General features: G+C 56.5%; 8 protein-coding genes. 7 read left to right on the forward strand and 1 reads right to left on the reverse strand.

The genetic code is table 11. From position 1 onward, the window contains the following. The first annotated feature begins 20 nt into the window (after positions 1-20). The 7 genes from ribA (at position 21) to ACXAG1_RS05620 (ending at position 10,748) form a co-directional block, all read left to right on the forward strand. A complete protein-coding gene (gene ribA, locus ACXAG1_RS05590) occupies positions 21-632 on the forward strand; it encodes a GTP cyclohydrolase II (protein WP_475091876.1) in 612 nt (203 codons plus the stop codon). 693 nt (positions 633-1,325) lie between these two features. Beyond that, positions 1,326-2,456, forward strand: a complete 1,131-nt coding sequence (gene rsgA / locus ACXAG1_RS05595; RefSeq protein ID WP_475091877.1) for a ribosome small subunit-dependent GTPase A — start codon at positions 1,326-1,328, stop codon at positions 2,454-2,456. A 127-nt stretch (positions 2,457-2,583) separates the two neighbouring features. Continuing rightward, entirely contained in the window at positions 2,584-3,315 is a 732-nt protein-coding gene (locus ACXAG1_RS05600; protein ID WP_475091878.1) for a response regulator transcription factor, read from the forward strand. Then, positions 3,312-4,685, forward strand: coding sequence for a sensor histidine kinase (locus ACXAG1_RS05605; protein ID WP_475119175.1), 1,374 nt, complete (start codon positions 3,312-3,314; stop codon positions 4,683-4,685). The genes ACXAG1_RS05600 and ACXAG1_RS05605 overlap by 4 nt, the downstream gene beginning before the upstream one ends. Before the next feature lie 126 nt (positions 4,686-4,811). Continuing rightward, positions 4,812-6,791, forward strand: coding sequence for a TonB-dependent receptor domain-containing protein (locus ACXAG1_RS05610; RefSeq protein WP_475119176.1), 1,980 nt, complete (start codon positions 4,812-4,814; stop codon positions 6,789-6,791). A 137-nt stretch (positions 6,792-6,928) separates the two neighbouring features. Next, positions 6,929-7,498, forward strand: a complete 570-nt coding sequence (locus ACXAG1_RS05615; RefSeq protein ID WP_475091881.1) for a hypothetical protein — start codon at positions 6,929-6,931, stop codon at positions 7,496-7,498. Between the two features lie 562 nt (positions 7,499-8,060). Continuing rightward, positions 8,061-10,748 (forward strand): PKD domain-containing protein, encoded by a 2,688-nt coding sequence (locus ACXAG1_RS05620; RefSeq protein ID WP_475119177.1) that lies wholly within the window; start codon positions 8,061-8,063, stop codon positions 10,746-10,748. 94 nt (positions 10,749-10,842) lie between these two features. Here ACXAG1_RS05620 and ACXAG1_RS05625 read toward each other — a convergent pair whose 3' ends face one another. Then, complete coding sequence (locus ACXAG1_RS05625; protein WP_475091883.1) at positions 10,843-12,726, reverse strand: DUF885 domain-containing protein; 1,884 nt, start codon at positions 12,724-12,726, stop codon at positions 10,843-10,845. Between the last annotated feature and the right edge of the window lie 3 nt (positions 12,727-12,729).

Consider the following 12,729-nt stretch of genomic DNA (forward strand, 5'->3'; position numbering starts at 1 on the left):
ATGGAATACGAGGTATCAGTTTGACCATTCGTTTTGTGGAATCCTGCAAGCTGCCCACTTCCTGGGGCATGTTTGAGATGCACGGTTTCGAGGAGTTGGAAACCGGCAAGGAGCATGTGGTTTTGAGCATGGGTGATCTGGATACCGACACCCCGGTGCTCGCTCGTATTCACTCCGAGTGTCTGACCGGCGACGGGCTGTTTTCCCTGCGCTGCGATTGCGGCGCCCAGTTGCAGTATGCGATGCACCGTATCGCCACCGAGGGCCGCGGAGCGGTTTTCTATCTGCGCCAGGAGGGCCGCGGTATTGGCCTGCTGAACAAGATCCGTGCCTACCACCTGCAGGATGCAGGGGCGGATACGGTGGAGGCCAATGAGCAACTGGGGTTTGGCGCGGATATGCGCGACTACTCGATTCTGAAGCCGATGATTGATCACCTGGGTATCCAGTCCATTCGCCTGATGACCAATAACCCGCGCAAGGTAAAGGCGCTGCAGGATCTGGGCGTGGACGTCACCGAGCGCCTACCGCACCAGTCCGGCCGCAATCCCCATAATACCGATTACCTGTCCACCAAGAAGGGCAAGCTGGGACACCTGTTCGACGACGAGAGCGGCACCGGGGAAGGGTGAAGCTGAAAGCGGTGACTGAGAGCGGTTTTCACTGTCACAAACCTTTCATAAAACCGTCACAGTAAGGCAACGGGAAAACGCCAATCTATACGTGAGCAAGATGCAGAGCGCGGGAAATGCTCAGGAAGAGCGGATCAGTTACTCAGGGACAGCGTGCTCAAAAATTGTGTCTATACTCAAAGTTATCTGATCGTTGGCGGTCGAGAAAGGTGATGTACCTCCAGCGCTAAGATATAAGGGCCGGCTTTATGCCGGCTTTTGTTTTTTATGTGCCGTCGAGAAAAATGACATCCATGTCATTTTTCTCTCCGACGCAATCGAAAACGCTGGCGCAGAGACGTGGCTCAGCTGGGTTTTCGGTTGCTCGCGCCGACCTGCGGCCGCGGGCGCTACATCCTGTAGCGCTGGGCACTTCGTAGCTTGTCTGTTTTTTCTATCCTATTGCGCAGGGGCGGCTGCCCTGCTAAATTGCGCGAAATTCCACCAGCGGAGGCTTGTTGATGAGTGTATCCAACCCCCGCCGGGCCAGCCGCGACTAAAAGGTCGTATACAGCCCGGCAAGTTCCTATTGTCGGGTTTCCCCTTACATGGAAACCCCTTCAAACTGTGCCCAGACTAAAGTTCTGAGGCTTGGATGATTTGCGCCTGCGTGTCATGAAATCTCGTGCGCAGGCGCTGTTGAGGGTTAGAACCTTGAGTAAATCCCTGATTTCACGCCGCCCGGCATTCCGGCGCGGTGCTTCCACTGGTGCTGAAAACAATCTTCAGGCCAGTATTTCCCCGTTGCAGGCGCTGGGCTGGAAGCCGTTCTTTCAGCAGCAATTGAGCCTGGACGAGTTGAGCGAGTGCGAGCCGGTGAAGGTGATGGCGGTGCACCGCAGTCAGATTGAAGTGACCGGTGACGGCGGCGACGAGGCGGTGCTGGTAAATGGCCCGCTGTTTGAAGACGCGGCCGAGCGCCCCACGGTGGGCGACTGGCTGTTACTGGAGCGGGAGACCCGCAAGCCGGTCCGCCGGCTCGACCGCGTCAGCCTGTTCAAGCGCATGGCGCCCGGGGCCAAGCAGGCGCAGCTGATCGCGGCGAATGTGGATAACGTGCTGATCGTTTCCTCGTGCAATCACGACTTCAACCTGTCGCGGGTAGAGCGCTATCTGGCACTGGTGAAAGAAGCCGGTTGTCGCGCCTGCCTGGTGCTCACCAAGGCGGACCTGGACGAAGACCATGAGCAGTATCGCAATGCCCTGGAGGGCCATCGCGACCTGCCTGTAGTACTGGTAAACGCGCTGGATTCGGAGAGCGTGCAGCCGCTGCGCGAATACTGCCGCAGTGGAGAAACCCTGGCGCTGCTGGGCTCATCCGGTGTGGGTAAATCCACACTGCTGAACAGTCTCGCCGGCACCGAGCTGGCGGAGACCGGTGGCATCCGCGAGGACGACAGCAAGGGCCGGCATACCACCCGCCACCGCGCGCTCTACGCCATTCCCGATGGTGGCCTGCTGCTGGACAGCCCGGGTATGCGTGAGCTTGGGCTCGCGGATGTCAGCCACGGACTGGCCGCGACCTTTGCAGATATCAGTGCGCTGGCCGCAAAGTGCCGCTTTGCCGACTGCGCGCACGAGTCGGAGCCGGGTTGCGCGGTGCAGGCGGCGGTCGAGTCCGGCGGGTTGGATGAGCGGCGCCTGCGCAACTGGCGCAAGCTGGAGCGGGAAGTGGCGCGCAACAGCAAAACACTGGCGGAAGCCCGTGCGGACGACCGTGCCCTTGGGCAGTTTTACCGTTCGGTGCAGAGCCACGCGCGAGCCCATAAAAAGCGTGTCGACTGACTGTTAACACGCGTGTAGCGCGATAAACCCGCAAGCCGAACACCTCCGAGGTATTTGGCTTGCGGGTTTTTTTGTGGGAGTTTTGATAGTCTGCCCGGCAAATAATCCATTCGCCCCGTACCGCTTCATGAACCCCGATCTCAATCCCTCCCCCAATCCCTACTCCAATCCAGACGCTGCCAGCTGCCGCATTCTGATCGCCGAAGACGACGCTGAACTCAACCAGCAGATTGCCACCATGATCCGCGATGCCGGTTATCAGACCGGCAGCTGCCTGGATGGGGAAGCGGTGTTGCAGGAGGTGGCGCGCCACTCCTACCAGCTGATCCTGCTGGACCTGATGTTGCCCAAGCTGGATGGCCTCTCGGTACTGCGCCTGTTGCGCAAATCCAGCCAGATCCCGGTCATTGTGGTCACCGCCAGGGGCGCGGAAGAAGAGCGGATTACCGGGTTGCGCCACGGCGCCGATGACTATATTTCCAAACCGTTCAATCAGGTGGAACTGCTACTGCGGGTCGAGGCGCTGCTGCGCCGCGCGCAACCGCTGGTCGCGCAAACGCGGGAATCTCTTGAGATCGATCAGTTGCATCTGCAGCTGTCGGATCTGCAGGCGCGGGTAGGGGAGCAGGAGATGGAGCTCACCGCGATTCAGTTCAACCTGCTGTGGGAGCTGGCGGCGAATCGCGGGGAAGTACTGAGCAAGGCTTACCTTTCCCGGGAAGTGCTGAACCGCCCTCTTGGAGCCTACGACCGCAGCCTGGATATGCATCTGAGCCGGGTGCGGCGTAAACTCAACCAGGCAGGGTGGCGCGGCGAGCGTCTGCAAACGGTGCGCGGCCAGGGGTACTGTCTGAAATGAACCGACTCCTGTTGTGGAAATTGATCCTGCTGATCACCGCTGGCGTCGTCGCCATGTTTTATCTGATCAATTACGTCACCGTACGCGCCGAGGAGGAGATGAGTATGCTCAGCCAGGCGCACCGTGCCGAATTGCGCGGATGGGGAAAGCACGCGGAAGCGCTGTATTTATCCGGGGAGGCGACATCTTTGCCGCAATGGCTGGATGCGTTGCAGGAGCGGGAGGAGACCCTGGCGGCAGTAGTGGGCTATTCCATTCACCACGTGGCTGGCAGTCGTGGCCTGGAAGACCGCTACAGCGGCAACAACCTGGGGCGGGATGTGGAATGGAAAATCCATCTGTATTTTGAAAATAACCCGGTGATGGAGATCCCGTTCGAGAACTCAGATATCAGCTTCCTGGTCCTGCTGCCGGAGCGGATGCGCCCTGGCAGTTACTGGCAGACCACCCGCCTGTTGTTGCAGATTTTCCTGCCTGCACTGATTCTGGCCATTCTGTCCGTGCTTCTGTACCGCCACATCATGCAGCCGTTGGGTAGCCTGCAGCGGGCCACGCGGGACTTCAGTCGCGGGGATTTTTCTGTGCGGGTGCGCCCGCAACTGGGTGGGCGCAAAGACGAGTTCAGCGAGCTTGCCACCACCTTCGACCAGATGGCGGCGCGTATCGGCGAGCAGTTGGTAAACCAGCGCCAGTTGATCGCCGACTTCTCTCATGAGCTGCGCACCCCGCTTACACGCCTGGAAATCGCTATTGAAAGCCTCGGCAAGCATTACCCGGAGGACCCCAATGTTCAGCGCCTGTACCGGGAATCCCGGCATTTCCGCAAACTGACTGAAGATACCCTGGCCCTGGCCTGGCTCGACAACGAGCAGCCAAGTTTGACCCAGGAAACCCTAGACCTGGTGGACCTGATCGATGTCATCGTCGACGATGCCCGTTTTGAATTTCCGGACCGGGAGATAGAGTGCCGGCTGCCGGATACCGCTGAACTGAATAACAGCAACCACCAGGCCGTGGGCCAGGCGCTGGAGAATATTCTGCGCAATGCGCTGCGCTATACGCCGGTGGGCGAAGTGGTGGAAGTTGATCTCAACGCCTGTGCGCTGGACTCCGGTGAGAGCGGGTTTGAGGTGACCGTTAAAGATGGTGGACCCGGGGTGCCGGAAGCGCTGCTGGAAACCATTTTCCGCCCCTTCTTCCAGGCGGACCCCTCACGCAATGCCAGTAAATCGGACAATAGCGGTTCTGGGGGGATTGGCCTCGGCCTGGCGCTGGCGCGCCGGCAGCTCAAAGCCGTGGGAGGCCAGGTGGTAGCCGCCAACCGGCCTCAGGGCGGCTTGTGTATGACGATCACCTTGCCAGTGGTCTGACTGGTATCTGCGTGCAATGTAACAAGTGCAACAGCACTGTACTTCAATAGGGTTAATGGTAATAATTCGCGTTTACGGTTAAGTGAAACTGCGAATCCACCTGATTCACCTGAAAAGGAAAGCCCAATGCCCAACAAATCCCTGCTCAATCACTGCGCGTTGCTGCCGCTACTCGCCACCGGCGCCCTCACTGCAGCGCCCGCTTTTGCGGAAGACAAGGCCGCAGAGCGGGAAAGCCTGGAAACCGTTGTTGTGGTCGGCATGGCCACCGATACCGAAATTACTCCACTGCAGCTGGAAAAGCAGCAGGCCAATGACCTGGCCGATATCTTCCGTCACATCCCGTCCGTATCCGTTGGTGGCTCTCTGGGCATCGCCCAGAAGGTCTATATCCGCGGTATGGAAGATACCCTGCTGAACGTTACAGTCGACGGTGCCCCGCAGACCGGTACCCTGTTCCACCATATCGGCCGTGTCTCCATCGAGCCGGAGCTACTGGACAAGGTCGAAGTGCAATCCGGTGCCGGCGAAGCCACCAGCGGTCCCGGAGCCATCGGCGGTGCCATCCGCTTCAAGACCAAGGATGCCGACGACCTGCTCGGAAGCGGCGAGCAGTTTGGCGCGCGACTGAAGGGCGGTTATTTCAGCAATGACGGCACCAAGGGCAGCGCCTCCGTCTACGGCAAGCTGGGCGAGAACTGGGGCGTGATCGGCTCCTTTGTCCAGGTCGAACGGAACAATATGAAAGACGGCGCCGGCAATGAAATTCTCGCAACCTCTGCGGATCAGAACCTGGCGTTTGTAAAAGTCAGCGGCGACATCGCTGACAATCAGAAGCTGACCGTCAGCTACGAGCAGCGCGAAGAATCTGGCGAACTGGGTCGCAGACCAAACTGGTACGTACTGGAAGGCGACACGCTGTATCCGATGGATGCGGAGCGTGAAACTCTGGTGGCCAACTACAGCGCCAGCCTGAGCGATGCCGTGAACCTGGAAATTACCGCCTACGACACCAACTCCGACATGGTGCAGGATGGCCCCTGGGGACTGTACGGCGGTAATACCGCATCGATTGGTTTTGATATCCGCAACACCAGCAGTTTCGGTCAGCATACCTTGACCTATGGTATTGAGCGGCGAAATCAGAAGGTGGTTGCCGGTGGTCGTGAGGTGGATTCCACATCAAGCATTTCGGAAAGCGGACGGGTGCAGGGCGCCTACATTCAGGATCACTGGCAGGTGACCGAGCCCCTGCTGCTTAGCTTCGGGGTGCGTTACGACTCCTACGAATTGACACAGAACAATGCCGACGGCGAGTTCAGCAGTGACGATGTCAGCCCCAATGTCGGCTTCTCTTATGCACTGAGCGATACCTGGACGCTTTCTGCGGGCCATGCCCAGGCCGTGCGCGGCAAGGAAATTGGCGATTCCTTTACGCTTGATGTTGCCCATATCGACCCGGATCTGAAGGCAGAATCCGTCGATAACAACGAGCTGGCCCTGGAATATGTTGGCGAAGCCCTGGCATTGAAGGCTGCGGTTTACCAGAGCACCATCGACGACGTGATTTACGATGAGGACCTGTTCGAAAATATCGGTCAACTGGAGTCCGATGGTTTCGAACTGAGCGCTGCTTACTCCTACGACAGCTGGTATTTGTCTGCCGCATACAGTCACAACGATTCCACCCTGAATGGCAACGATATCGAAGGCTACGAGCACAACGGGCTGGGTAATACCCGCGGTGATACTCTCACCCTCGCGGTAGATTACGCGCTTACTGATCGCCTCGACCTTGGCTGGAACCTGACCCATGTTCAGGGAATTGATGTTGAGGTACTGCACCGCTCTGTTGAACTGGGCTGGATTGACAGCGTGCAGACCATCGACAAGTCCGGTTATCAGCTGCACGACATCTACCTGCGCTGGCAGCCGCTGCAGGACGACAGTCTGGCGGTAAACTTTGCCGTGCAGAACCTGTTTGACGAGCACTACCGCGACCACTCCAGCGTAGGGGATTACTCCGATATTCCCGGATGGGGCATTGTTTCCGGTGTTTATGAAGCGGGTCGCGACGTCCGCCTGTCTGTAGATTATCGTTTCTGATTTCTGCAGCGAATGAAAGTGAAGGCGCGGTGTGTGAGCACCGCGCCTTTTTCTTTATCGCAGACGACTATTACAGTTATTTATCGCAGAATGTTTTTGTTGGCGTATTTGAAAACTAAATCAATTTAAATAAAACCATGAAATCCAGAACCCGCTTGCTGTGGATAAAACTCCACACCTATTTTTCCTGTTTCTTCCTTCCCCTGGCGGTGATGTACCTCGCCACTGGCATGCTGCATATGATGGATATCGACGGTGGAGTCCGCACCGAGAAGCAGTTTGAAGTTAACCTGCCCAACGGCATTCCCAAGGACGAGGAAGCCGTGCGGGCAGTGATACTGTCGCTGATGCAGGAGAAAGGGCAGGATATGAAGTTGCCTGCGGACTACTATTACGAGCCGAAAGAAAATTATATCGGTTGGTATGGCTACAAGGGGCAGGTGTTCTTCGAGCCGCAGGAAGACCCGAACAAGGCGATACTGCACGTCAAAAAGCACGATCTGTGGCACCAATTTCTGTTGATTCACAAGGGGCACGCCGGGCCGGCGTTCTGGGTGCTCGGTATCATGTTTGGTCTCAGCCTGTTATTCAGTCTGGTCAGCGGCCTGGTGATTGCCATTGCGGTACCGATGTTCCGGAAAACCTCCATCGTATTTACTTTACTGGGAGCTGCCACCCTTGCGATCGGTATTGCGCTGAGTGTGTAGAGTTCTCACTTTTTGATTTTGGCGCGGACAACTCAAATAAAAGCGCGCCAAAATTCCATAATCTATCAGACCAATTTTTACCGGCAGTCGCGCAAAAAATGCGACCCGCATCAAAATATCTTTTCCCCTCCCAACGCGTTCGAAATTTTTTTCGTGAAAAAATTCTTTTAGTTTCATTTGTCTACAGTGATTGGTTGACCAATAGGTCACTGTTTGGCGCGAAATTAAATATTGGTGTTGATTTCAATTTCGCTATTTTGTAGCCGGTTCATACGGTGTGCTTTCAGGAAAAAATTTTCCATTTGTTTTCATTGGTTTAGCGAATTTGGTTAACCAATTGTGCTGCTTCTGCAGGTTTTCTATTGTTCGGTTTTCGGTGATATTTCTGAAAATTGACAGTGTGTTCCAGCGGACATTAGCCTTCCCCGCGCTTCGTGATTTCGTTTTTATTACAGACACCTTCACTTTTTTGGGGGGATGTATTCGTGTGTGGTTGGCAAGTGCGAAGTGTTATAGCGAGTAGATGTTCCGAAATAAAAATCAATAATCAGGTCTCTATGCGATGAGAAAATTCACACTGAAAAAAATCAGTCAGAAAATGGCGCAGTCCGCGCTTTATCTGGCGGTCGGCGTATCCACAGCGGTTGCGGCGACCATCGAAAACCCGGGTTTTGAATCCGGTTGGTCCGGTTGGGAGGATGTCGATCCCTCGGCTATTTCCGGCGTTGCTCACACGGGCAGTGGCAGTGCAAAAATCACCGGCTCCGGTGGGGCTTTTTCCCAGCAGGTGGCGGTAGATCCGCATACGGATTACAGCCTGAGTGCGTGGCTGCGAGGCGCCGGTGGTATTGAGGTCACCGTCGGATCCGATACCTACAGTGATGCCGACAGTTACACCGACTGGGGTGAACTGGGAGTGACCTTCAACTCCGGCAGTCACAGCAGCGTAACGGTCACCGGTACCTATAACGGCGGCGAAGGTCGCTTTGACGACTTCTCCATCGTAAATGGCGGCGGTTCCAGTTCTGGCGGTGGCTCCAGTTCAAGTTCCAGCTCCAGTTCCGGATCGGGTTCCAGTTCCGGCTCCGGGGGTGGCGGCACTGACCTGTGTGAAATCCAGTCTTCCAGCGCCAGTTCCGATGACGGCAACGGACCGGCCAATGCCCACGACGGCAACCTCGGTTCACGCTGGTCCGCCAATGGTGCCGGCGAATACATCACCTTCGATCTGGGCAGCAGTTGCATGGTGAGTGCACTGAATATCGCCTGGTACAAGGGCGATAGCCGTATGGCGTCATTTGAAGTCTACGTGGGCGACAACGAAAACAGCCTCACGTACGTGTACGGTGGCAACAGTTCCGGTAACAGCCTGCAACTGGAGGCGCACAATTTTGACGATTTCTCCGGTCGCTATGTGCGGGTGGTGGGTCTCGGCAACACGTCCAATAGCTGGAACAGTATGACCGAGATTGAAGTGGTGCGCGGCGAAGGCGGCCCGGGCAGCCCCAGCGCGGTGATCGATGTGCCGAGCAATGTAACCGTGGGTATTCCGTTTACTCTGGACGGCAGCGGTTCCTACAATTCCAATGGCGGGTCGCTGAATTTCAGTTGGGATTTCGGTGACGGTATTACCTCAGTGGAGGAGAGCCCGGTGCACACCTACAACAGCACCGGTGTGTACACGGTGAATCTGCAGGTCACCAACGCCGGTGGTATTACCGATAGTACCAGTGCCGAAGTGACCGTCAGCGAACTTCCCTCCGAGTACCCGGTGGCCACCATCAGCGGCACTACCACCACGCGGGTAAACACCAGCCTGAACCTCAGTGGTTCGTCTTCCTACGATCCGGACGGTGGCGACATTACGGCCTACGCGTGGGACTTTGGCGACGGCAGTAACGGCAGTGGCGCCAATGTTTCGCATACCTACAGTGAGCAGGGCAGCTACACCGTTACCCTGACGGTAACAGATGACGAAGGCTTTGAGTCTTCCACCACAGAAACCATTACCGTGGACAACGCTGCGGTAGAAGATCTGTGGCCACTGATCAACAACAGTTTTGAGCTGAGTTCTTCCACCGGCGGCTGGGAGGAGCGTGACCCGGCCAACGTGGTTTCCACTAATGGCACTTCCAATCCAATGCCGGTGGACGGTGGCCGTCTGCTGGTGATCAAGGGCGATGGAGGTCGTATGGAACAGGCGATCTACAAGCCGGCTGCGGGCAACCGCTATCAGGTGAGCGCCTGGGTTTACAATCACGGCACCATCGGTATTCAGGACCTGGGTTCGGATAACGTCTACGAGACCACCACCAATCACGGCGATGGCTGGCAGCAGGTTACCGTGGAGTATGTTTCTACCGGCTCACCGGCACTGGCCTATGCCCGCTACGGCGATGGCAGCGGTGACGCAATCTTCGATCTGTTTGAAGCGGAAAACGTCACCACCCAGGCCGACCTCGATGTGCCGCCGCCTGCGCCGATCATGCGTTACGCGTCTCAGGTCATCGACCTGTCCTGGTGGAAGCTGACCCTGCCGATCAACGGAGCCGAGGAACACTACACGCCGGACCTGTATACCTTCTCGAGTGACGAGTGGTTCAAACTGATCTTTGACGAAGCGGAGCAGGAGTACGCGGTTCAGTTCCGGGCCAATCACCATGGGGATTCCACCAGTGGCTCCAGCAACCCGCGCAGTGAGCTTCGGGAGATGACCCAGAACTACCATTTCCAGAACTCCAAAAGTGCCGCGGCCTGGTCCAACACCGATGGCAAAAAGCACACCATGTGGATCAAGCAGAAGGTCACCAACCTGACTCATGTGAAGCCACATGTGGTAGTGGGACAGATTCACGACTCCGGCGACGATGTTGTAGTTTTCCGTATCGAAGGCCACAACGGCACCTGTCCTCCGGGCACCGATGACGACTGGGATAACTGCGGCACCGTGGGCAACCCGGACACTCACGCCAATCTGTGGATCACCAATGGCAACGACCGCCACGGCTACCTGGTGGATGGCAACTACGAGTTGGGTACCGTGTTTACGGTGAAGATGGAGTCTTACGACGGGCAGACGCACTTCTACTACAACGAAGAGAAGGTGCCCTACATCCACGACGAAGCCATCTCCGGCTGCTACTTCAAACTGGGGAATTACACCCAGTCTCACGATGGTACAGCGCCGGGAGAAAGCTACGATAATTACGCAGAAACCTATGTGTACGACTACTACGTATCCCACGAATAAGTTTCAGTGCGCAACTTGAAGTCGATAAACGGACTTCAAAAAAAATAAGGGCCGCATTTGCGGCCCTTATTTTTTAACTGTCGAAAAGGAAATATCAGTTCAGCGCCGCCTGGCCTCCCGCATTCGAGACTGGCTTGATACTGCTGATCTCGCCACCCTGGGATTCGATCCAGCCGTTCATACGGTTCTCCAGCACGGTCAATGGCAGCGCACCGGCGCCCAGTAGCGCATCGTGGAACTGGCGGATATCAAAGTTACTGTCGAGAGCTTCTTCTGCGCGCGCACGGATTTCCTTGATCTTCAGCTGGCCGACCTTGTAGGCCAGCGCCTGACCCGGCCACACCAGATAGCGGTCGATTTCCACTACGATGTCGTGCTCGGGTTTTGCGCTGTTATTCATAAAATACTGAATCGCCTCGTCCCGGCTCCAGCCCAACTGATGCATCCCGGTGTCTACCACCAATCGCACCGCGCGCCACATATCGTAGGTGAGTGCGCCGAATTCGTTGTAGGGATCCTTGTACAGGCCCAGGTCGTATCCCAGGCTCTCGGAGTAGAGGCCCCAGCCTTCCACAAAGCCTGTGTACATTTTTGTGCGGCGCAGCGGATGAATATCCTTCTGCTCCTGGGCCAGCGCAATCTGCAGGTGGTGCCCCGGCATGGCCTCGTGCACCGTCAGCGCTTCCATTTCCCAGGTCGGGCGGCTTTTCAGGTTGTAGGTGTTGGCGAAGAAGACGCCCGCACGGCCGGACTCCATGGAGCCCGGCTGATAATAAGCGGTAGTCTGGGATTTTTCTGAGTAACTTGGAATCGGCTTGATACCGTAGGGCAGGCGCGGCAGAGTGCCGAACAGTGCCGGCAGTTCACCGTCGATGCGCTTGGCGATATCACGGTAATTCTTTAACAGGTCTTCTTTGCTCTCATAGTAGAACTGCGGGTCGTTGCGCAGGAAATTCGTAAACGCCTTGAAGTCACCGTTAAAGCCGGTTTTCTTGATGATCGCATCCATTTCATTGCGAATCCGGCGCACCTCTGCCAGACCAATGCGGTGGATTTCTTCCGGACTCAAGTCAGTCGTGGTTTCTTCGCGCACCTTGTAGGCATACCAGCGAATACCATCATCGTTTCTGGTGAATGCAGTTTCGGTATTCGCGTTGGGAATGTAGTCGCGCTCCACATACTCCGCGAGGCGCTGCCAGTTCTGCACCAGGGATTTCTGATAAATGCTCAGCGCACGGGTGCGCAGTCTGTTTTGCTGCGCCGCGGGAATGCTTGCGGGCATTTCATAAAATGCCTTCAGTAGAGGGCTCTGCTTCGGGTCGGATGGAATCAGTGCGCGAATCTGACCGGGAAGGTCGCGCAGGGTAATTTGCGGCGGAGTCAGGTTTTGCTCCAGCCCTTTTTCCAGCAGAATTTTGGTTTGTTCAATCAGTCCCGGCAATTTGTCCAGGCGCGCGAGAATATCTTCGTAATCGGCAGCGGTACGTTTGGGCATGGCGTTCAGCACCGCGGGTACTCTGCGCTGGATGCCGCTCATGTGATTGACGGGCATCAGGTGCTCGGGGAACTGGTATCCGCGTACCTGCAGCAGCAGGTCCTGATACATCAGCTGGTAGTCGAGCTTCTCGCTGTCGCTGAGTTTGTCTTCGTCGAGGTGACGGCTGGCAGCGAGCAGTTCGCGGGTCTGGCCTTTGCGACGTTCGATGCCTTTGATGGATTGATCGGTCCAGTTCTGTTCTACGCCGGGATAGCCTTCATAAGTGGCGGCTTCGGGGTAGCTTTCCATAATCCAGCGGTAGCGAAGATCTTGCAGTGCTTTTAGTTTGTCACTGGCACCACTTTTCGGAATTTCATCCATGGCGTTGTCGAAAGCTCTATGATCCATGGCCTGTACATTCAGGCTGGCAGCCATTATGGCAATGGATAACCCGAGGCGTTTGGCGTTCAGGACTTGCTTAACGGAATTGGTAAAGGACATCGT

The organism is Microbulbifer sp. ABE4_465 (assembly GCF_056160765.1).